This window comes from Natrononativus sp. DTA114 (assembly GCF_059736515.1).
This window is the reverse complement of the sequence record NZ_JCASSN010000003.1, coordinates 191,646-211,677: the sequence shown is the minus strand read 5'-3', so window position 1 is coordinate 211,677 and position 20,032 is coordinate 191,646. Positions and strand designations below refer to the sequence as shown.

Here is a 20,032-nt window from a genome sequence, read left to right as displayed (position 1 = left end):
CGTACCGGTTCCATCGATGGCTCGAGTGAAAAGCGTTCGCCTTCTGGCAGTGATCGAACCGGCCCGGTTACGCCGGCTCTGCGAAGGCGATTGGCGACAGCCGCAGCGAGTATTCCAGCGAGACGTTCGCCGCTCAACCGCCGCCATCGTACTTGAAGTTTAACATTCACTACAACAATAATGTTTATATTGCTGTCACGAATGGGTGTGAATGCCATGTCGGCAACGACAGCAACCCAACTGGTCGATCGCTCGATGACCGACGAATCGTTTCTCTCACGACTTCGTTCGGAGCCCGGTCTCGTCGCTGACGAGTACGGGCTCGACGAAGAGATGGCGGACGCACTCGCGAACGGCGACGAGAACGAAGCGACGCAGGTGTTCCGAGCCGAGAAGGAACCGATCGTTGTAGTCGTGGCAGTTCTATAAGCCACGACTGCCCCCGTCCCTAATATTTGATACACATGACACAGAATATATGTGACATATACATCGTTGGAACTGGAATGGTTGGTACGCGCCAGCTGACGCGCGAAGCCGAACTGGCGTTCGAATCGTCGTCGGCCGTGTATCTGATCGATCATCAGCCGGAACTCATGAGTCGCCATCTCGAGCAGTTCGACGTCGAGGTGATCGATTTACAGGAGGCCTACGACGAGGGAGCGCTTCGCCAGCATATCTACGAAGCGATGGCAGAGCGCGTTCTCGAGGCTGCCGAAGAAAGCGACGAGCCCGTCACGTTAGCGTTGTACGGCCATCCGTTCGTCTTCGTTTCGCCGAGTCGGTGGGTCGTCGAACGGGCACAGGAGCGAGGACTTACCGTTGAACAACGTCCTGGCGTCTCCTCGATGGACTGTCTGTACGCGGATTTCGCGCTCGATCCGGCGGCCGACGGGCTACAGATGTTCGAGGCGACGGATCTCCTGCTGTACGAGTACGACCTCGAGCCGAGAGTACCGGCGATGATCTGGCAGATCGGCATCGTCGAAACGTTGCGGTACTCGCAGGCGTCTCATCAGCCGGAACGGTTTACTAGAATCCGCAAGTATCTCGAGCGGTTCTACCCGCCGGATCACGAGGTTCACCTCCTGCAGACGGCGACGTATCCGTTCACCGAGTCCGAACGGATCAGTTTCCGGCTATCGGAGTTCGAGTCGATGGCCGAGGAGGTCACTGCCGTGCAGACGCTCTACGTTCCGCGTGTAGCGGAGAAACCGATCGTCAACGACACGCTCGCAGCGGCGGTCCAGCAAGCCGACCACCTCGAGACGATCACCGGAACGGAGCCGATGGGACGGCGATGAGCGCGGGGTTGCGAGCACCGCTTGCCAACAGCCGGTTCGCGTCGCTGTGGGCCGCAACGCTCGTCTCGAGTATCGGCTCGAGCATCCATTCGATCGCAGTCATCTGGCTCGCCTACGAGGTCTCCGGCGATCCGCTACTCGTCTCGGTCGTCGCCATCGCGGCACTGGTCCCCGATCTCGTGCTCTCGATTCCGGCCGGGACGCTCGTCGACCGCTGGAACCGGATCAGGATCATGATCGCGGCCGATCTCGTCAGGTTCGGCGCGGTCGCCGCGATCCCGGTCGTCGCCGTCGTCGGCCCCGGCGAGTGGCTCGTCCCGGTCGTCGTCGCTGCGGCCGTCCTCGAGGGTGCAATGGCCGCGTTTGTCACACCCACACGGAGCGCCGTGATTCCACGGCTCGTCGAAGACGCCGAGCTCGACGCCGCCAATAGCCTGCTCGCGCTAACGACCAGCGCCGCACGAACCAGCTACGTTCTCGGCGGTGCACTGATCGCCGTCATCGGGACGACCGGCGCGTTTGCGCTCAACGCAGTGAGCTTTCTCATCGCGGCGGCCTGTCTGATGCGAATTCCTGTACACGCAGGGGTTCCACGGCGGTCGGCGACGGAGACGGCCCGAGGAACACAGCTACGTCACGAAGCGATCGAGGGAATTCGATTCATCATCCGCACGCCAATCGTTCGCTCGATCGTTGCACTGTCGATGGCTGCAGGTCTCGCGATGGGCCCCATCGCGATCGTGCTTCCGTTCTTTCTCGAGACGGAGCTGACCGGCGGAAGTGCTTCGTTCGGGTTCGTATACGGGGCTGTGTTCGTCGGGACGATCATCGGGTCGATTATCGTGGGTACTTCGCCCAGGGTCGTGCTCCGGTATCGCGGGCCGTTCATGATCGGTGGGCTGGCGGTAAGCGGACTTGCACTGGTCGGAACGGCGCTGCTCACTGGCGGCGTTCTCTCGATCGCGGTCGCCGCAGCCTGTATGGCGGTTTTCGGAGCGGGTATCGCCGCGATACAGGTGCCGGGGCGGACGCTGATGCATACGATCGTTCCCGACGACCACCGCGGGCGGGTGTTCGCGGTTATCAAGACGCTCGCGCTGGCAAGTCCACCGCTTGCGATCGTCGCTGCCGGCCCGCTTGTTGAACTGCTCGGAGCCCGTACCGTACTCGTTCTCGAGGGCGGACTGATCGTTGTGACAGCTGTCGCGCTGTGTTTCTCGTCGCTCGCCCGCGTCTACGGCGAGGACGATCCGGTCGCACAGCCTGCCGACCGAAATCACGCGTCCTCGCCGTCCAAAACTACCCCTATCGACGGCGGTACCGACGGAAGCGGCTCGCACGAACAGTGAGGTCCGACCACTCGACTCGAGGCTCGAGCGGGCGACGGTGAGGACGCCGATGGCCGGACCCGCTGCCGGACGGAGACACCACGGGTCGGCTGGAGAGCGCTATCACAAAATCGGCTCGCTCTCCCCGTAGACGGCCAGCACGACCGCCGTCGTGTACGTCCCCGTCTCGGCCGTCGCGCTCTCGACGCGCACCTGCGAACCGCCGAACTCCCAGTCTCGAAGCTCCTGACCGGCGGCGAGCCCCTCCCGGACCCGCCGCTCGACGTCCTCGCCGTCCGTTTCGCCCGCCACCTCGTAGAACAGCCCAGGCCCCCCGTCGACCGACTGCGACCAGCCCAGGGCGGCGCTCACGCGGCCCGGTCCGGCGGTGGTGGCTCGAGCCTCGACCACCGTCAACCGGTCACCCGCCGGCCCCAGATCGGGTGCGGTGCCGACCGCTTCGACAGGGGTGTCGGCAGGGATCACCGACGAGACCGCCACGAGGTTGTAGTTCTCGACGCCCGCGTCGGCGAGCGCGGCGTCGTAGGCGGCCATCTCTGTCGGCGCAGTCGCCGACCCCCAGATGACTCGGATCGTGCTCATACTCGCCCTCGGAGGTGGGAGGCGTAAGGGCTTGCGGTTCGACCGGTGGCAGCCTCAAGAGCGGAGTGATTTTCATATACTAATGTCGGTGGAAAATCACCATTGACTAGAATTTATGTGTATGTGGAATAGTAGTCGACCAATGCGATACCCCGATGGGCGGTGTTCGGACTGCGGTGAGCGAAAATTCATGACCGCCAGCGGCGTGCTCTGGTGTTTGAACTGTTCGGAGCGGTCACTCACGCGAAATCAGCGTGAGTCGTCCGCGACTCGAGATGCCCGCGCCGACTGAGTCGTCCCGCTAGCTGAACCGCGCGAGCGCCAGGTAGGCGATGTAGCCGACGACCGCGAGGATCGCCAGCGTCATGACCACCGAGACGATGAAGCTGACGATCCCAAAGACGACCTGGAACGCGACCCACAGGACGAGCAGCCCCAGTACGGCGAGTCCGACGAAGCGAAGCAGCGAGGTCATACCGACCTATTGTGACTGATGCGACATGAAGCTTCGGACCCTCACTCGACGGTAACGCTCTTGGCGAGATTTCGCGGCTTGTCGATCGATCGACCCAGCCGGTTGGCCACCCAGTAGGAGACCAGTTGGAGCTGAACGTTCGCCAGGATCGGCGTGAACGCCGGGTGGGTTTCGGGCACGTCCATCACGAAGTCGGCGTAGGGTTCGACCAGTTCTCGCGAGTCGGTGACGGCGACGACCGGGGCGTCACGTGCCTCGACTTCCTTGACGTTGCCGAGGGTCTTCTGGGGTTTCGACCCCTGCGTGACCATCGCGAACACCGGAGTTCGGTCGGTCACGAGCGCCAGCGGCCCGTGTTTGAGCTCTCCTGCCGCGAACCCCTCGGCGTGTTTGTACGTGATCTCCTTCATCTTCAGCGCCCCCTCGTAGGCGACCGGTTCGTTGTACCCCCGGCCGATGAAGAAGTAGGCGTCGGCGCGCTCGTAGGTGTCGGCGATCTCGCGGGCACTCGACTCGTCGAGGATCGTCCGGACCTGATTCGGCAGGTTCCGGAGCCCCTCGACGAACGCCTGAGAGGGGCGGCCGGTGAGGACGCTCGAGAGCATGGCGAGGGCGACCTGCTGGGTGGCGAACGTTTTGGTGGCGGCGACGCCGATCTCCGGCCCGGCGCGGATGTACATCACGTGATCACACTCCCGCGCCGCGGAACTCCCGATCACGTTCGTCAGCGCGAGCGTCGTCGCCCCCGCGCGGTTGGCCCCGCGAAGGGCGCTCATCGTGTCCGCGGTCTCCCCGCTCTGGGTGACCCCGACGACGAGCGTCTCCGGCGGGACCGGGATCTCGTCGGTGTCGTACTCGCTCGCGAGGAACGTCTGAGCGGGGATCCCGCGCTCGCGGAGCAGCCGCGCGCCGTACAGCGCCGCGTGGTAGGAGGTGCCACAGGCGACGAACTGCACCGCCGCCGGGGGCTCGAGGTCGGCCAGCTCCTCGACGGTGATCGATCGGGTCATCTCCTCGACGCGCTCGCGGAGACACTTGCGGATCGCGTCGGGCTGTTCGTGGATCTCCTTGAGCATGTAGTGGTCGTACCCGCTCTTGCCGGCGTCCTCCGGATCCCACTCGATCGTCTCGATCGACGTTTCGACGACCGTGCCGTCGGCGTCGGTGACGACGATCTCCTCGGCGTCGAGGCGAGCGAACTCCCCGTCCTCGAGGTAGATCACCCGGTCGGTGTACTCGATGAAGGCCGGGACGTCACTGGCGAGATAGTGGCCCCCCTCGCCGAGCCCCAGCACGAGCGGCGACTCGTGACGTGCGGCGTACACCGTCTCCGAATCGGTGAAGACGGCGGCGACGGCGTAACTTCCCTCGAGGCGGCCGATCGCCTCCCGGAAGGCGGTCTCCCTGTCCGCCCCCGCCGCGAGTTCGCGCTCGATCAGGTGCGGGACGACCTCGGTGTCGGTGTCGCTTTCGAACTCGTGGCCGTCGGCGGCGAGTTCGTCTCTGAGCGCCTGGTAGTTCTCGATGATCCCGTTGTGGACCACCGCGACCTCCCCGCCCGGTCCCGTATGCGGATGGGCATTGACGTCGGCCGGCGGCCCGTGTGTGCTCCAGCGGGTGTGGCCGATGCCGGCGTCCGCTCGAAGCCCGCGCTCGGGGAGTGCACTCTCGAGCGCCGAGAGCTCGCCCTGGCGCTTGTAGACCTCCAGCTGGCCGTTGGCGAGGGCGATCCCCGCCGAGTCGTAGCCCCGGTACTCGAGACCCGAGAGCCCCGTCATCAGGACGTCGAGGACGTCGTTTCCGCCGCCCGTGTAGCCGATGATCCCACACATCAGGACCGCACCTCCGTGCTCTCCGAGAGGGTACCACGGACCGTCGCGCCCGCCTCGACGACGGAGTTCGAGCCGACGACCGTTCCGGGGACGTAGGTGACGCCGCCGTTATCCCGGACGTGATCGGCGAGCAGGGCGCCCAGCTGTTCCGTCTCGAAGACGCGGTCGCCGACGCGGACGTCACCCGGCCCGCCCGGCACCGTCGTCGCCGCGCCAACCTCGACGCCGACGCCGGTGACGCACTCCAGCAGCGTCGCCTGCGGGCCGATCCGCGTGTCGGCGTCGACGACGCTGCGCTCGACGACGGCGTTCGAGCCGACGGTGACGTTCTCGCCGAGGCAAGTGTAGGGGCCGACGACCGCCCCGGGACCGATCTCGCAGTCGGCGTCGATCACGACCGGGTCGCGGATCTCCGCCGACTCGTGGATCGTCGCCCGCGAATCGACGCTCGAGGCGACGCCACCCGCCTCGGGAGCCGAATCCAGGAGCCGAAACGAGACGTCGAGGAGGTCCCACGGATAGGTCGCGTCCGCCCAGAGCCCTTCTGAGACGACGCCCCGCACGTCGTGGTCCGAGGCGACCAGTTCGGTGATACCGTCGACTAGCGAGTGCTCGCCCGCGCGGGGCTCGGCGGCCCTGATCGCGTCGAAGACGATCGGCTCGAAGGCGTAGACGCCGGCGTTCAGCCGATAGTTGCGGTCGTCCCGCGGGCGCTCGACGAGTTCGGTCACGCGGCCGTCCTCGAGGATGACGCCGCCGTACCCCTCGACGGAGCCGCGCTGGATCAGCCCGAGCGTCGCGGCCGCCGCGTCGTCGTGTGCGTCGATCACGTCGGTGACGATCCGCTCGTCGATCAGCTGATCCCCGTTGACGACGAGGACGGGACCCTCGAGATCCGATTCGGCCGCCAGCAGCGCGTGGCCGGTGCCGAGCTGGGTCGTCTGTCCGACGTACCGGAGGGGGACGTTCCGGTACGTTGGCCCGAAGTACGACTGGACACGAGTCCGTCCGTAGCCGACGACGACCGTGATGTCCGTGACCCCGGCGTCGATGAGTGTGTCCAGGACGTGCTCGAGGATCGGTTTCGTCGCGGCCGGCAGCATCGGCTTCGGTCGGTGGCTCGTTAGCGGCCTGAGTCGTCGTCCCTCCCCCGCTGCGAGAACGACGGCAGATAGATCAGTCACACCACAGTGACGGGAACCCAGTCTCCTTACTGTTTCGGACCGACAGTATACCATCGGCGAAAACGGTCTTTTATTGTCGAGCCCGGGTTCCGGAACGAACCCGGTGTCAGGGATCAGTACGGAAACGGCGGTGACGAGGTGGTACTATCTGGTCCGACGTCGAACCGTAGGTAGTCATGGCGTCCATCGGCAACATCACGTTCGCGTGCGACGATCCCGATTCCCTCGCGGCGTTCTGGACGGCAGCCGTGGGATACGAGCGACAGGCGGCCCCGCCGGGGCTCCTCGAGGCCATCGAGGCCGGAGGCGGCGATCCCAACGCGGCCGCGGCGGCCGTCGATCCGACGGGTGAGGGGCCACGGCTGTACTTCAAGAAGATGCCGCGCTCGTCGCCGGAACACATCCCGATTCACCTCGATCTCGCCGCCGAGGACCGCGAGGTCGAAGTCGAGCGGCTAACCAAACTGGGAGCGACGGTCGTCGAGACGAAGACGGAGACGACCGGCCCCGACACCGAGACGTGGACGGTCATGCGGGACCCCGAAGGGAACGGCTTCTGCGTGCAACCCGCACCCGGGGAGTGACGCGAGTCGGGTCTCCTGGCTCACCCGGCAGTCGCTCGAGGCCCCGGCGCCGGATCGACCGTCGCCCGCTGCTGGGCCTCCGCCTCGCCGTCCTCGACGTCGATCCAGAGGTGGACGGAGTACTCGGTCGACTCCATCGACGGCTCGTCGGGCACCTCGTCGGGGTAGAGCAGCCAGACGATGCGGACGTCCTCGCCGGTCATCGTCGGCTCGATCTCGTGGTCGTGGTGCCAGCTTTCGTTGTGCGCCAGTCTGGTTTCGAACCGCTCGAGTTCGTTCTGTTCGGCCACGACGGTCTCGTTGCCGACGGTTTCGACCTGCTGTTCGACCATCACCACCGTGTAGTCGACGGTTCGGTGTTCGTGGTTGTCGACGCCCAGGACGATGTCTGCGCTCTCGCCGGCGACGAGTTCCTCGGGGTAGTCCGCGGCGACGAGGTCGCCGTCGTCGTCCTCGGTCAGGATGTACACCGCCGAGAACTGCTCGCCCTGCGGCGGGACCGCGACCGCATACGCGACGCTGCCGACGGCCAGCAGGATCGCGGCGACCAGCAGGACGTTGAGCGCCGCGTCGGCGCGAGTGTCGGGCTCGAGCAGCTCTCGACGCCCGGTCGCGTACCACTGGCGGTACGGGACGGAAAACCGATCCTCGGCGGGGAGCTGCCACCGCCGGACGGCGGCGACCGCGGCCGCGATCAGCGTGAAGCCGCTGACGGCGACCATGATCGGGACGAGCCGGATCCCCCACGGCGTGAAGTTGAGCGCGAGGCCGATCAGCGGAACGATCGCGATGCTCAGCCCGAACGCGAGCGCGACGCGCTCGATGCCGTCGATCCCGGAGCGATCGGCGCCACCCCAGAACGAATCGTCGGGAGAGTCGCCCTTGATCACGTCGTCGGGAGCCGCCGGCGGGTCGCCAGCCTCCGGAAACAGCGCGGCGACGAACACGTAGCCCGGAACGAACAGCACGAACGCGAGCCCGAGCGGGATTCGAAGCGGCGTCTCCCGTATCACGGGGGCGAACACCGCCACGTTCACCAGCAGCGTGAGCCCGATCATGGCGGCGAGGTCCGCTGGCAGCGTCCGAAGCTGACGCGGGAGTAACAGCCACAGCGACCGGTTGGAACCCATTCACCACGTTGTTGTAAGGTCGTCCGTAAAAGTCAGTCGGTCGGCAGGGAACGTTTCAGGCGCCGGGAAGCGACACGCGGTCAGTCGTCGGCCGGACCCGACTGACCACTCTCCTCGAGCCCGCACAGTCGCCGCGCTCGCTCGAGGACGCCTGTCGCCTCACCCTCCGTGAGCCCCGTTCGGTCGAAGGTGGCGCGTTCGTACCCTTCGGTGACGGTTCGAAGCGCCCCGTCCTCGTCGTCCTCGAGCGTGAGCCGCCGGTAGAACTCCCAGTGGGTGAGCCCGCCGGCGTCGGTTCGCGACTGGAGGACGCGGCGAACGGCGGCGTAGCCGCTCCGGACGGCCGCGTCGGGACGGCCGGCCGACAGCTGATCGCTCGCTCGCTCGAGGAGCGCTCGAGCCGTCGATTCGGCGTCCGCCACGGCGGGTCGGTCGGCCGCCGCGTCGTCGCCACCCGGATCGGCCACGGTCGGCTGCCGAGCCGGCTCCGAGCCGCGGTTTCGACGCCGGCGGATCGACCAGATACCGGCGGCAACTGCGGCGAGGACGGCCACGCTCCCGAGCCCCAGGAGCCACGCGGGCAGCGGCAGCGCCCAGCGGGGTCCGGGTTCGGTCGGAAGCGATGCCATCGTTTCCGCCTCCGCCGACGCGACGTTCGACCCCGACCCGTCGTAGGCGGCACCGATCGAGACGTCTCCCTCGACGCCCTCGGAGACCGTGACGACGCCGCCGAAGGTGCCGTCCGGCCCGGTCGTCACGGTTCCGATCGGCGTCCCGTTGAGAGAGAGCTGGACCGGTTCGTCACCGACGCCGTCGCCGGCAGCGGTTTCGAGCGTTCCCTCGACGGCGACCGCGTCCTCACCCTCGTAGCTCGCCTCGATCGCGAGCGACGACTCCGTCTCCCGGACCGTCACGGGTGTCGTTTCGCTGGCTGACGCCAGCGTGCGGTCCTCGTAAGGGAGTTCGACCGTTAGCTCGCGCTCGCCGTCCGGCACCGTCGCCGGCATCGTCACGGTCCCCGAAACGGCTCCGTCGGAGGCGTTTATCGTGCCGAGCCGTTCGCCGTCGATCCTGACCTCGAGCGGAACGCCGTCGACGGGGGTGCCATCGACCGCGAGGTTCCCGCCGATCTGCATCTCGTCGCCGTAGCCCGCTGTCTCAGGCGCTTCGACCCCGGTTATCTGGGGCTCGACCTGCTCGACGGTGACCGGGACCGTCGTCTCGCTGCCCAGGTACACCGACTGCCGGTCGGGGACGTACCGGACCGTCAGTTCGGCGGTTTCGAGCGAGAGGTCGGTGGGCCGATACTCGAGGGTGAACCCACCCTGGCCGTCGGTCTCCGCCAGCGCGGTGTCGTTCTCGATCGCGAACGCGAGGTCGTCGTTCGCGAGCGTCGAGCCGTCGGCCGTCCGGACCTCGCCGCCAGCGACGAGCGGGTCGAGAAACGAGATCGTCTCCGACTCGGGCTCGAGGACGAGTTCCGTCTCGACGAACTGCTCGTCGCGGACGGTTTCTTGCTCCGACTGGACCTCGGCGTTGGTCTCCTCGACGGCGCGGTCGGGCTCCGAGAGGTCGGCACCCGTCTCCGAGCTGATCTCGTCGTAGTTCTCCCGGACGGTCGCACTCGAGTCGTTGATCCGCTGGGAGAGCTCCTCGAGCTCCCGTGCGAGTTCGCGGGCGCGCTCGCCGTCGCCCTCGTCGCGGGCCTGCTCGTACTCGTCTCTGGTTTCGCGGTACTCCTCGACGTCGTCCGTGAGCTGCTCTTGCTCCTCGCGAGTCTCCTCGAAGGAGTCCCCCTGGCCGTCGCCCTCCGTCTCGCCCGCAACGTCGACGTACTGACCGAGGCGGTCGTTGTAATCGTCGCCGAGGTGTTCGCGGGCGAGGTCGTACTCTCCCTGGCTGAGTTCGATCGCGCTGTCGCCGAGCTGGCTCGAGAGCTGCTCGGCGAGCCACCCTTCCATCCCCTCGAGATCGCCGTCCTCCCCGTACTCGTCGGGGTTCTCGTGGCGCGGCGTGTCGTTGTCCTCGTCGTTCGTGAGCGTCACCGAAAGTTGGCCGCTGACGCCGAGTTCGGTGGGATTCTCGCTCGGCGCAGCGATGGCTCCCGTGGCGGCGGCGACCGAGAGCAGACAGCAGAGCGCGACGAGCGCGACCGCGAATCCACCGGAGCGGTACACACCACGGTGATTCGGCTACCGGAGCAAAAACCTGTTCTCTCGGCACTCACTCTCGGTCGCCAACCAGTAGCTTCAACAGGGCGCCGATGAATCTCGCGTGTATGTACGTCACGCGCCGGCTGTGGGCGGTCGTGGGCCTCATCGCCCTGCTCGTGGGCCTCGGCGTCGTCCTCGCTCGGCCGCTTCCGTTCGCGGGTGCGGCGCTGCTTGGCGCGTGGCTTCTCGGCCGCCAGTACCTGTTCGTCCGGGCCGTCGGCCGGACGGTCGACGGGCTGTCGGTCACGCAGACCCCCGCCCAGACCGGCGTGCGGACCGACGCGACGGTCCCGGTCACCCTCTCGGCGACCCTCGAGACCCCGTCCCGCCTCGCGCTCGCACTCGAGGCCGGACTCCCGACGGCGACGGTCGCCGAGGAGTCGGTCCTGACGGTCGCCCCCGGCGAAACCGGCAGCGACCGGACGGTCGACGTCCGGTGGCCCGTCGCGGGAACCCACCAGTTCGACTCCGCGACCCTTCACGCGACCGACGGCTTCTTCGGCGAACAGCTTCCCGTCGGCACGGAACCCGCGGTCACGGTCGAACCCCGAAGCCCGCGGGAACTCCACGTCGGCGCCGGTGGCGACCGCCTGGCGGTTGCCTACGGCGAACACGACGGCGGCCGCCTCGGCTCCGGAATCAACCCCGCCGAGGTCCGCGAGTACGTTCCCGGCGACACCGCCGATCGGATCGACTGGAAGGCGACGGCCCGGCTGGGGTCGCCACACGTCCGCGAGCGCGACCCGGATACCGACCGCCGGACGCTACTGGTCGTCGACCACCGCAGCCCGCTCGCGACGGGGCTCTCGGGGGAGACGAAACTCGAGTACCTCCGGAAGGTCGCCCTCTCGATCGCCGGCACCGCCCGGAACCTCGGCGATCCGATCGGCCTGCTCACCGTCGGCGACGGCGGGGTGACGAGCCGACTCGAGCCGTCGACGTCGCCGGACCGCTACACCAGTGTTCGCCGACAGCTCCTGGATCTCGAGGCCGACGACGAGGCGGAGCCGCCATCGCGGCAGGCCGGGAAACATCGCCAGCCGTCGCCGTCGGCGATCCGACGTTCGCTGGCCGATCTCGAGGGAGAAACCGACGCCTTCGCCGAAACCCTGCGACCGTTCTACGAGCACCACCGGAGCTACCGCGAGCGCACCGGGACGGAGCCGCTGTACGGCGCCGTCCGAACCACGCTCGCGCGGGGGCAATCGGGCGTCTGGACGGTGCTGTGTACCGACGATTCGAACCCGACGGAGCTTCGCGAAACCATCGAGGTGGCGCGCGCCAGCGGCGGCTCGGTGCTCGTCTTGCTCGCCCCGTCGGTGCTGTACGAACCGGGAGGGCTGGGGGCGCTCGAGGCCGCCTACGACGAATACCTCGCCTTCGAGGAACTCCGACGCGAGCTGAGTCGGCTGCCGCGGGTCACCGCCCTCGAGGTGGGGCCGGGCGACCGACTGGCGACGGTGCTCACCGGCGGTCGCGAGCGGCCACGGACAGAGGTGGTCGGCGGTGAGTGAGCGGACGTCCGGGAGCGAGGCGAGTAGGACGCAACGTTCCGAACCGCTCGAGGCGATCGACGGGGCGGCCGACCGGTGGCATCGGGACTCGGTGCTGATCGACGTCCGAGACGGACGCGGGTGGCCCGACCTGATCGCCGGATTTGCCCTCCTCGTCGTACTCGCGGTCGTCGGCGGCCCCCTCGGCGCACTCGTCGGGGTCGTCACGCTCGCCGCCTGGCACGTCCTCGGAACGCCCTACGCGATCGCGAGCGGGTTCGTGCTGCTCCCGGCCGCGTTCCCCGAGGGGATCGACCCCGTCTCGGTCGGGCTCGTGGCCGCGGGTTTTCTGGCGCTCGTGCTCGCACCCGCACTGGAAACGCCGGAGCCGGCCCGATTCGCCGCGGTCACGCTCGCGAGCGCGCTCGGACTCGGCGGACTGGCCTGGTCGCTCGCTCGAGACGCGCCGCTCTGGCTCGCCGGCGCGGTCCTGCTGGGCGCGATCGCGATTCTGGCGTACGGCCTCCACCGATACGAACTGGTCCGACTGGGGCTGGTGACCGACGACGCGACGATAACTGGCGAGACAACCTCCGAGGAGCTATGAGTACACCAGATTTCGACACCCCCGACGACCGGGCCACGGCCGACAGCGACGACACGGACCGCCTCGAACTCGCCGCAACCGTCGAGCTACTCGAGGCCGAGAACCGACGCCTGCGGGCCGAGTACGCCCGCGCGAAGCAAGCCCGATACCGACACACCGCCTACGGGCTAGCGGGACTCGGCGTCCTCGCCGCCGCCGGCGGTTTGCTGTTCCCCGACGGCCGGGAGGTGCTGTTCGCACTCGCCGCGACCGGTCTGTTCGGCGCGGTACTCACCTACTATCTCACCCCCGGACGGGTCGTCGCGGCGGACGTCGGCGAGCGCGTCTACGCCGCGCTGGCCGAAAACGAGGGCGCGATCGCCGCCGAACTCGGCCTCGCTGACGACCGGGTCTACGTTCCGCGAGCCGACGGCCCGGCGTCGCTGTTCGTCCCGCGCTACGCCGGCGCGACGCCGCCGGACGACGACCACGCCGGTCCCATCGTCGTCGACGACGACCACCGGGGGCTCGTGCTCGAGGCGAGCGGCGGCGAGCTGTTCGCCGAGTTCGAACGCAGCCTGGGTGGCCCGCTCGCCGAGACGCCGGCCGGGCTCGCGACCCAGCTCCGAGACGGGCTCACCGACGGCCTCGAAATCGTCGGGCGAGCCGAGCCCGACGTCGAGGACGACCGGGTCACGGTGGCCGTCTCCGACAGCGCCTTCGGCCCCGTCGATCGCTTCGACCACCCGGTCGCGTCGTTTCTCGCCGTCGGGTTCGCGACGGGGCTCGAGCGCCCGGTCGAGGTCACGGTCGACCGCGGCTACGACCGGGCGGACTGGCTCGTTACCTGTCGCTGGGAGAAACGATAGCGCCGAGAACGGTAGCGTCGAGGGACGGCTCTGTGCGAGAGACGACGGCCGAAATCCGCCGGCTACGCGGCGTCCCCGCCCTCCGCGGGCGTGATGGCCGCCTCCTCGGCCCCCGGCGGCTCGACCCCCTCGAGGAGGTCCTCGACGACGGCCGCCGGAGTAACGTCGCTGAGTTCGGCGTCGGTGCTCAACACGAGCCGGTGGATCAGAATCGGCCGTGCGACCGCCTTGACGTCGTCCGGGATCACGTACTCGCGGCCGTGGATCGCCGCCCGCGCCTTCGTCGTCTGGAGGAAGGCGAGCGTCGCCCGCGGAGAGGCTCCGTGGGTGACGTCCGGATGCCTTCGGCTCGCCTCGACGATGTCGAGTATGTACTCCCTGACCGGCTCGGCGACGTAGACGTCGGTAACCGCCTCGCGAGCCGCCCGCAATTCGTCGGCAGAGACAACCCGGTCGACCCGCTGTGGGCCGAGGCCGGGGTCGGTGTCGAAGCGCTCGAGCAGTTCGCGCTCGACCGCCCGGTCGGGAAGGTCGATGGTGAGCTTGAGCTGAAAGCGGTCGCGCTGTGCCTCGGGAAGTTCGAACACACCCTCCATTTCGATGGGGTTCTGAGTCGCGACGACCATGAACGGCTTCGGAAGGGCGAGCGTCTCGCCCTCGATAGTAACCTGGCGCTCCTGCATCGCCTCGAGCAGGGCGGCCTGTGTCTTCGGCGTCGCGCGGTTAATCTCGTCGGCGATGATCAGGTTGGTGAACACCGGCCCGCGCGTGAGTTCGAACTCCCCGACGTTCTCGCGGTAGACGTGGGTGCCGGTGATATCGGCCGGGAGGATGTCCGGCGTCATCTGGATGCGACGGTGTGAGAGCCCGCTCGCGCGGGCGAACAGCGTCGCGATCGTCGTCTTCGCGACGCCGGGGACGCCCTCGAGCAGAACGTGCCCACGGGTCAACAGCGCGATCGTGAGTCGTTCGATCGCCGTCTCGTTGCCGACCAGCACCTGACCGGTTTCCCGGCGGATCGTCTCGTACATCGCACTCGGGGCGGTCGACGGCTCGCCCGCGGCATCGTTCCTGCTCATTCGTCGTCACGTCGTTTCACACCGGGGCGGTTAAGCGCTGCTATCACGCGCTCGACCCGGTCGTCGTCCCACTCGGGGTGGCGGCGGCGGACGAACGCCCGCCGGTCGTCCTCGCTCATGCCGGGGCCGTCGGTCGCGGCTCGATCCGAGATCCGGTGGCGGATCGCCGCGGGAAGCCACTCGAGGGGCCGGAGCCGTCGCCGCGAGAGGGTCGCCAGGACTCCGATGCCGCCGCCGCCGAGGAGGACCTGCAGGAGCGGGAGTTCCCGCAGCGTCAGCGTTGCCGCCGCCAGCGGGGGGACCTCGCCGGCGTGTGAGAGATCGAAGAGGACGCGGTCAGCCGCGAGGTTCTCGAGGAACGGCCGGTTATCGGGCTGGTCGATCATGGCGTTGACCGCGATGCTCGGGTCGCCGACGACGACCACCTCGCCGTCGCCGACGGGTTCGGTCGTCGCCACCGGGTACGCCGTGAGGTCGTCGATTTCCGAGAGGTCGGTGTCGGTGTCGCCGAGGGAGGCGTAATCGCTGGTCGAGACGAGCACGGTCGCGCTCTCCGGTTCGACGGCCGTCGCGTAGTTCAGCGTGAGCTGGTCGACACCCTCGGTTCGCGTGTGGTTCTCGACGCCGGTCGCGACCGGCATCGCCGGCCCGCGGTAGTAGTGTCGGTCGTCGCGCAACAGCCCGCCGTCGGTCCGGGCCTGTGCCCCGACGGCCGTGAGTAGCTGGTTACCGCCGTCGCCGAAGTTCTCGAGGACGACGAGCGTGCCGCCGCGCTCGACGAACTCGCGGACGCGCTCCGAGTCGGCGGGCTCGTAGGGCTCCTCGGGCGCGATGACGAACGCGGTCGTGTTCGCGGCGTCGGCTCCCTCGTAGCGGTCGGTGTCGCGAACGACCTCGATCGCGGTGTCGGGGTCGTTCTCGAGCCCCTCGCGGAACTCCGTCGAGCCGTCCCAGGCGGGGTTGTAGAGGCCGAACGCGCTCGAGGAGGTGGCGGCGACGGCGCCCAGCGCGAGGACGGTCGTGATCGCCAGCGCGACGAGGAAGGCTCGCGGCCAGTCGACTCCCTCGCGGTGGGTGAGCCAGTCGCGGAGGGTCACGGACGGACACCTCCGGCGGCCGTTGTCCGAGCGGGGCCGACCGCGATCACCACGGCAGCACCTCCGGCGGCAGAATCTCGAGGATGCGCCTGACGACGACGACGGCGAAGCCGACGAGCCCGATGGCGATGAGCCACGTCAGCCGGCGCCGCCAGGTGGGTGTCACCGCGATGGGGGCTGTCAGCTCCGTCACGACGAGCAGCCCGATTAACGAGAGCACGAAGAACAGTTCGTACGAAAGGGAACCCAGCAGCGAGAGGAGCAACACCGTCGCTAGCATCCAGGCGAGTTGGCCGTGGACGAACCGCATCCGCCGCCGGGTCATCGGTTCGAGGTGGTCGCCGGGAGTACCTAAAGCCAGCGCACTTGACACGCGAGTCGGCTGGCACCCGGATCGGCCGTGCGTCTCCGGCGAACTGGCCGCAGATCACCCCCACATCACCGATCGGTCGCCGACGCGGGGCTGGAGGGGGGACGAGCGGAGTCGGCGTCGTCACGCTCGAGGCGGCCGTGGGCGAGCGTGAACGTGCGTTCGAACGCTGGCTCGAGTGCGGGATCGTGGCTGATCGCGACGAGAGCGACGTCGGTCCCCTCCTGGACCGAGCGGAGCAGGGAGATCACCCGGTCGGTGGTCGCCGGGTCGAGTTGTCCCGTCGGCTCGTCGGCCAGGATCACGGTCGGTCGGTTGGCGAGCGCCCGCGCGATGGCGACGCGCTGTTTTTCCCCGCCGCTTATCGTCGCCGGATACCGGTCGGCGAGTCCGCCGATCTCGAGGGTGTCGAACAGTTCCTCGAGCCAGTCCTCGTCGCCGTCTCGGGCGTGGGTCTGGGGGAGCCGGGCGTTCTCCCACGCCGAGAGATCGGGGACGAGCTTGAAGTCCTGGAAGACGAAGCCGAGTTCGTCCCGTCGCAGCCGCGCCCGCTTGCGCTCCGACAGCGAACTCGCGTCGGTCCCGTCGATCACGATGCGGCCCTCCTCGGGCGCTTCGAGCAATCCCAGCACCGAGAACAGCGTCGACTTGCCGGCGCCGCTGGCACCCCGGATCAGGGTGCGCGAGCCGGCCGGAACTGACAGCGAAACGCCCTCGAGAACGCTCCGCTCGCCGCGGCGCACGGAGAGATCGGTCGCCTCGAGTACCGGCGGTGTCATGACTTCCCGGTTGTGCGTCCCGGATGTTAAGTCTCGCTCTCCGACCGGTCGCCGGCGGTTCGCCGCGGCTCCGTCCCGGCGGCGCGCTCTGCGGGTTCGAACAGGGCGGCCGGCGACTCCCGAACGAGCGAGCGTGTCGCGACGAGCGCGCTAACGATCGTAAGGGCAACCCCACCGACGACGATTCCGACTGCGAGGGCGGGCGCCGGTCGCGGCTCGAGGGCGATTCCGAAGACGGTGAGCCGACCCGCGACGGACAGTGCCTCGAGGATCGCCGTCGCGAGGACGAGCGCGAGCACCGAGGCCGCGAGACCGATCCGGAGGGCGTCCGCGAGCACCAGTCCGATGATCCGTCGAGGCGTCGCGCCGGTCGCCCGGTAGATTCCGAGCGAGCGCCGCCGACCCCGGACCCCTCGCGTGAGGACGGCGCTGATCGCACCGATGGCGGTTAGCGAGGCGAGACCGGCAAGCGCCGCGAGGAGCACGTAAAGGTTGCCGACCGCGTACTCGATCGCCGTTCCGACGCCGCCGCCGTCGTCGTAGTGACCGCTCGCCGCCAGCGCCCCTGTCAGTCGGTCGTCGCCCGCGACGTCGTACTCGTGGGTCGCGATCGTGCTGCCGTCCGAACGGACCGTCACGCCGTACTCCCCCGGCGGCCGCTGGGGCAGTGTGGTCTGCACCTGCGTCGTCTCGCCGGCGGCGAGCGTCACCGTCTCAGCCGTACTCGTCTCCGGCCCCGATAGTTCGATGCGTTCCTCGATCGGCCGGTCCCACGGATTGGTGAGTTCGACCACGAACGTGGGCCTGCTGTGGATCCCCGGCGTGCTCGGCTCGAGGCGCGTCTGCGCGAGCAGCGTCGGGTCCGCGTCCGCAGAGATCGTCACGGCTTCGATGAGTTCGCGATCCCCGACCCGAGCAGTGACGTTTGCAGTTCCCGTCTCCTCGGGAAGCGCGAGCCAGGCGTATCCGTCCGCGTCGGTCGTCGCCGCCTCCGCACCGCTCGTCACGGTCGCGTTCTCGACCGGTTCGCCCGTGGCGTCGACCAGCGCGACCCGGGTCGTCTCCCCCGGCGGGGCCGTCTCGGCGAGCGCGGCGAACTCGAGGGGCGGCTCCGACGCCACCGTCGTCGTCCGGGTGAACGACTCGACGCCGATTTCGTACTCGCCGGACTCAAGGCCCGGAAGCTCGATCGTCTCCGTGGTTCGCGCCCCCGGTTCGACCGGGAGCGTGTGTTCGACCGCTTCGCCGTCGACCGTCGTTCGAATCGTCCGCTCAGCGGGTTCGTCGGCGGGGTTCCAGAGGGTGACCGAAACGGGAACCGGCTCGCCGGGTTCGACGTGGTCCGGAACGTCCGCCTCGACCAGCACCGCCGAGAGCTCTCCGGTGTCTGTGTCCGGAACGGAGGCGTTCGTCCGGATCAGGTTGACCTCGCCGGCACCGACCGTCGAGAGGTGACGAGCGGTCGACAGCGAGACGAGTAGCTGGTGATCCTCGAGCGTGCCTGTCTCCGAGACGCCGACCACTTCGACCCGGCTAAACGCCGCCTCGGTGCTGCCGCCAACGACGAGTTCGTCGCCGGGCTCGAGATCGAGCGTCTCGGCGAGAGAAACACCGACGACCGCGTCAGAGCGGTTTTCGGGCGGCTGCCCCTCGACGAGCGTCGCGTTCGTAACCGCCGCGAACGAGTCGAACTCGACGCCGCGGGCGAGATAGGACTCGCCGTCGTGGCTGGCGAACAGCAGGATCTCCGGGCTCGCCGCGGTGTCCTCGTCGACGGCGCCGGCGTAACTCTCCGGAACGGAGCTCTCGACCGGATGCGGCGATCCGGGTTCGGTGATCGTCGTCTCGTCGGTCGTTAACGCGGCGCCGACGGCCGCGAGCGAGCCGACCAACAGGACGATGACAGCGAACACCGACAGCGTCGCCGCGGCCGGAACGACGGTTCGCCCCTCGAGCAACGACGGTGCGAGCAATCCGCGAACGCGCGCGTAGAGCCCGGAGCCTCTCGAGCGACCGCGCGACTGCGTCTCGCCGACGCGTGCCGGCGAAACGGTCGTCGCCCGCCGACCGGCGAGATAGCCGCTCGCGACGCCGATGGCGACGAGAACCGCGAGCATCGCGGCGAGCAACAGCGCCGCCTCCCCGGTTACGCGAACCGACAGCGTCGTCGGCAGTCCGAACAGGATCGCCAGGTTGACCGCGACGTTCGGCACGACGACGCCGAGCGCGTAGCCGAGGGCGACCCCCGCACCGGCGAGAACACCCCCACGAATCGCGAACAGCAGCCGAACCCGCCGCGGCGGCCCCCCGGTCGCCCTGATCACCTGGATCGTTCGTGCCCGCTCGCGGATCGTCGTCCGGACGACGCTCGAGATCGTGACGCCGACGACGACGCCCGCGGCGGCGACACCGACCCAGAGGAGGTCGATCACCGACTCCGTCCCCCCGGCGAAGAAGGCGAGCGCGCCCACGAGCGGGGTTCCGGTGTCCCCGACGGCGTCCTCGCTCGCTGGTTCGACGACGAGGGCAGCCGTCGGACCGACCGCGTCGATCGTCTCCGGCGTCGTCCGCACCCACGTGTCCGGCACGGAACCGCTCGAGACGCCGGGTGAAACCATCACTGACGTCGTCCCGTCGGTTCCCTCGAGGTGCCACAGTTCGTCCCCGGTCGTCGGGCCGACGGCACCCTCTCGGTGGCCCGGAAGAGCGGTGCCGTCGGTGGTCGTTTCGGGAACACCGACGACTGTATGCGTCGAACCGTCGGGCGCCTTCGCCTCGGCGAGCGGGAGCACCGTCGCGTTCTCCCCGGCTACGGCGTGGGCCTGCTCGAGGGAGTCGTACTCGGCGACGGTCGCGTTCGTCTCGAAGTCGGCCGCGAGCGATCGCGTCTGGTCGCCCGCGGTCACCGCGAGGAGGGTTGCGCCGACGAGCAGAGCAACCGCGAGGGCGACGACCACGACGGCGAGGCGGTCCCGTCGTGACCAGCGGGTGACGAGGAGGCTGCGATAGGTCATGTGCGGCGGTGAGGTCGCATCGGTCGACCGGGAGGTGCCGAGTGCTCCGCGTTCACGTTCACGTGACAGATCAGGTGGGTGGGCCATAGTCG

Annotated in this window: 18 protein-coding genes; 7 read left to right on the top strand and 11 right to left on the bottom strand. The window is 68.6% G+C overall.

Annotation, left to right across the window (positions count from 1 at the left end; all coding sequences use genetic code 11):
- Positions 1-216: 216 nt before the first annotated feature.
- Genes AC6I6S_RS11010 through AC6I6S_RS11000 form a run of 3 tightly spaced genes read left to right on the top strand, consistent with a single transcriptional unit; the run spans position 217 to position 2,653 of the window.
- Positions 217-429 (top strand): hypothetical protein, encoded by a 213-nt coding sequence (locus AC6I6S_RS11010; RefSeq protein ID WP_497950114.1) that lies wholly within the window; start codon positions 217-219, stop codon positions 427-429.
- 35 nt (positions 430-464) lie between these two features.
- A complete protein-coding gene (locus tag AC6I6S_RS11005) occupies positions 465-1,304 on the top strand; it encodes an SAM-dependent methyltransferase (protein WP_497950112.1) in 840 nt (279 codons plus the stop codon).
- Positions 1,301-2,653 carry an MFS transporter gene (locus AC6I6S_RS11000; RefSeq protein ID WP_497950110.1) on the top strand — a complete coding sequence of 451 codons (1,353 nt, stop codon included), beginning with the start codon at positions 1,301-1,303 and terminating at the stop codon, positions 2,651-2,653. The genes AC6I6S_RS11005 and AC6I6S_RS11000 overlap by 4 nt, the downstream gene beginning before the upstream one ends.
- Before the next feature lie 102 nt (positions 2,654-2,755).
- On the opposite strand, the gene AC6I6S_RS10995 is transcribed toward AC6I6S_RS11000, so the two are convergent.
- From AC6I6S_RS10995 to AC6I6S_RS10980, 4 genes are all read right to left on the bottom strand, one after another.
- Positions 2,756-3,235: a pyruvoyl-dependent arginine decarboxylase gene (locus AC6I6S_RS10995; protein WP_497950108.1), complete on the bottom strand. Its 480-nt coding sequence runs from the start codon at positions 3,233-3,235 to the stop codon at positions 2,756-2,758.
- 301 nt (positions 3,236-3,536) lie between these two features.
- Positions 3,537-3,710 (bottom strand): hypothetical protein, encoded by a 174-nt coding sequence (locus AC6I6S_RS10990; RefSeq protein WP_497950106.1) that lies wholly within the window; start codon positions 3,708-3,710, stop codon positions 3,537-3,539.
- A 41-nt stretch (positions 3,711-3,751) separates the two neighbouring features.
- Positions 3,752-5,542, bottom strand: coding sequence for a glutamine--fructose-6-phosphate transaminase (isomerizing) (glmS, locus tag AC6I6S_RS10985; RefSeq protein WP_497950104.1), 1,791 nt, complete (start codon positions 5,540-5,542; stop codon positions 3,752-3,754).
- Positions 5,542-6,726, bottom strand: a complete 1,185-nt coding sequence (locus tag AC6I6S_RS10980) for a sugar phosphate nucleotidyltransferase (protein WP_497950103.1) — start codon at positions 6,724-6,726, stop codon at positions 5,542-5,544. The genes glmS and AC6I6S_RS10980 overlap by 1 nt, the downstream gene beginning before the upstream one ends.
- A gap of 176 nt (positions 6,727-6,902) precedes the next feature.
- Here AC6I6S_RS10980 and AC6I6S_RS10975 point away from each other — a divergent pair, with 176 nt between their 5' ends.
- On the top strand, positions 6,903-7,310 hold the full coding sequence (locus tag AC6I6S_RS10975; protein WP_497950102.1) for a VOC family protein: 408 nt from the start codon (positions 6,903-6,905) through the stop codon (positions 7,308-7,310).
- A 20-nt stretch (positions 7,311-7,330) separates the two neighbouring features.
- Here the strand turns inward: AC6I6S_RS10975 and AC6I6S_RS10970 are convergent, their stop codons facing one another.
- Positions 7,331-8,440 carry a DUF8471 domain-containing protein gene (locus tag AC6I6S_RS10970; protein ID WP_497950101.1) on the bottom strand — a complete coding sequence of 370 codons (1,110 nt, stop codon included), beginning with the start codon at positions 8,438-8,440 and terminating at the stop codon, positions 7,331-7,333.
- Between the two features lie 80 nt (positions 8,441-8,520).
- Positions 8,521-10,617: a hypothetical protein gene (locus AC6I6S_RS10965; protein WP_497950099.1), complete on the bottom strand. Its 2,097-nt coding sequence runs from the start codon at positions 10,615-10,617 to the stop codon at positions 8,521-8,523.
- Between the two features lie 101 nt (positions 10,618-10,718).
- On the opposite strand from AC6I6S_RS10965, the gene AC6I6S_RS10960 reads away from it, so the two are divergent.
- Genes AC6I6S_RS10960 through AC6I6S_RS10950 form a run of 3 tightly spaced genes read left to right on the top strand, consistent with a single transcriptional unit; the run spans position 10,719 to position 13,601 of the window.
- Positions 10,719-12,167 carry a DUF58 domain-containing protein gene (locus tag AC6I6S_RS10960; protein ID WP_497950098.1) on the top strand — a complete coding sequence of 483 codons (1,449 nt, stop codon included), beginning with the start codon at positions 10,719-10,721 and terminating at the stop codon, positions 12,165-12,167.
- Positions 12,160-12,753: a DUF8163 family membrane protein gene (locus AC6I6S_RS10955; RefSeq protein WP_497950097.1), complete on the top strand. Its 594-nt coding sequence runs from the start codon at positions 12,160-12,162 to the stop codon at positions 12,751-12,753. Before AC6I6S_RS10960 ends, AC6I6S_RS10955 begins: the two co-directional genes overlap by 8 nt.
- Entirely contained in the window at positions 12,750-13,601 is an 852-nt protein-coding gene (locus AC6I6S_RS10950; protein WP_497950095.1) for a DUF7982 domain-containing protein, read from the top strand. The genes AC6I6S_RS10955 and AC6I6S_RS10950 overlap by 4 nt, the downstream gene beginning before the upstream one ends.
- Positions 13,602-13,663: 62 nt before the next feature.
- Here AC6I6S_RS10950 and AC6I6S_RS10945 read toward each other — a convergent pair whose 3' ends face one another.
- The 5 genes from AC6I6S_RS10945 to AC6I6S_RS10925 all read right to left on the bottom strand — a co-directional run bounded on the left by AC6I6S_RS10945 (position 13,664) and on the right by AC6I6S_RS10925 (position 19,940).
- Complete coding sequence (locus AC6I6S_RS10945) at positions 13,664-14,680, bottom strand: AAA family ATPase (protein ID WP_497950094.1); 1,017 nt, start codon at positions 14,678-14,680, stop codon at positions 13,664-13,666.
- Positions 14,677-15,777 (bottom strand): DUF4350 domain-containing protein, encoded by a 1,101-nt coding sequence (locus tag AC6I6S_RS10940; protein WP_497950093.1) that lies wholly within the window; start codon positions 15,775-15,777, stop codon positions 14,677-14,679. The genes AC6I6S_RS10945 and AC6I6S_RS10940 overlap by 4 nt, the downstream gene beginning before the upstream one ends.
- A 46-nt stretch (positions 15,778-15,823) precedes the next feature.
- Entirely contained in the window at positions 15,824-16,087 is a 264-nt protein-coding gene (locus AC6I6S_RS10935) for a DUF8044 family membrane protein (protein WP_497951472.1), read from the bottom strand.
- A gap of 128 nt (positions 16,088-16,215) precedes the next feature.
- Positions 16,216-16,926: an ABC transporter ATP-binding protein gene (locus AC6I6S_RS10930; protein ID WP_497950091.1), complete on the bottom strand. Its 711-nt coding sequence runs from the start codon at positions 16,924-16,926 to the stop codon at positions 16,216-16,218.
- Between the two features lie 26 nt (positions 16,927-16,952).
- Positions 16,953-19,940 (bottom strand): ABC transporter permease, encoded by a 2,988-nt coding sequence (locus AC6I6S_RS10925; RefSeq protein ID WP_497950090.1) that lies wholly within the window; start codon positions 19,938-19,940, stop codon positions 16,953-16,955.
- Between the last annotated feature and the right edge of the window lie 92 nt (positions 19,941-20,032).

Bases quoted from the DNA above. Each gene is read 5' to 3' on its own strand.
- AC6I6S_RS10930 (WP_497950091.1), bottom strand. From the start codon at position 16,926: ATGACACCGCCGGTACTCGAGGCGACCGATCTCTCCGTGCGCCGCGGC.
- AC6I6S_RS10960 (WP_497950098.1), top strand. From the start codon at position 10,719: ATGTACGTCACGCGCCGGCTGTGGGCGGTCGTGGGCCTCATCGCCCTG.
- glmS (WP_497950104.1), bottom strand. From the start codon at position 5,542: ATGTGTGGGATCATCGGCTACACGGGCGGCGGAAACGACGTCCTCGAC.
- AC6I6S_RS11000 (WP_497950110.1), top strand. From the start codon at position 1,301: ATGAGCGCGGGGTTGCGAGCACCGCTTGCCAACAGCCGGTTCGCGTCG.
- AC6I6S_RS10935 (WP_497951472.1), bottom strand. From the start codon at position 16,087: ATGCGGTTCGTCCACGGCCAACTCGCCTGGATGCTAGCGACGGTGTTG.
- AC6I6S_RS11010 (WP_497950114.1), top strand. From the start codon at position 217: ATGTCGGCAACGACAGCAACCCAACTGGTCGATCGCTCGATGACCGAC.
- AC6I6S_RS11005 (WP_497950112.1), top strand. From the start codon at position 465: ATGACACAGAATATATGTGACATATACATCGTTGGAACTGGAATGGTT.
- AC6I6S_RS10925 (WP_497950090.1), bottom strand. From the start codon at position 19,940: ATGACCTATCGCAGCCTCCTCGTCACCCGCTGGTCACGACGGGACCGC.
- AC6I6S_RS10945 (WP_497950094.1), bottom strand. From the start codon at position 14,680: ATGAGCAGGAACGATGCCGCGGGCGAGCCGTCGACCGCCCCGAGTGCG.
- AC6I6S_RS10975 (WP_497950102.1), top strand. From the start codon at position 6,903: ATGGCGTCCATCGGCAACATCACGTTCGCGTGCGACGATCCCGATTCC.
- AC6I6S_RS10970 (WP_497950101.1), bottom strand. From the start codon at position 8,440: ATGGGTTCCAACCGGTCGCTGTGGCTGTTACTCCCGCGTCAGCTTCGG.
- AC6I6S_RS10990 (WP_497950106.1), bottom strand. From the start codon at position 3,710: ATGACCTCGCTGCTTCGCTTCGTCGGACTCGCCGTACTGGGGCTGCTC.
- AC6I6S_RS10995 (WP_497950108.1), bottom strand. From the start codon at position 3,235: ATGAGCACGATCCGAGTCATCTGGGGGTCGGCGACTGCGCCGACAGAG.
- AC6I6S_RS10950 (WP_497950095.1), top strand. From the start codon at position 12,750: ATGAGTACACCAGATTTCGACACCCCCGACGACCGGGCCACGGCCGAC.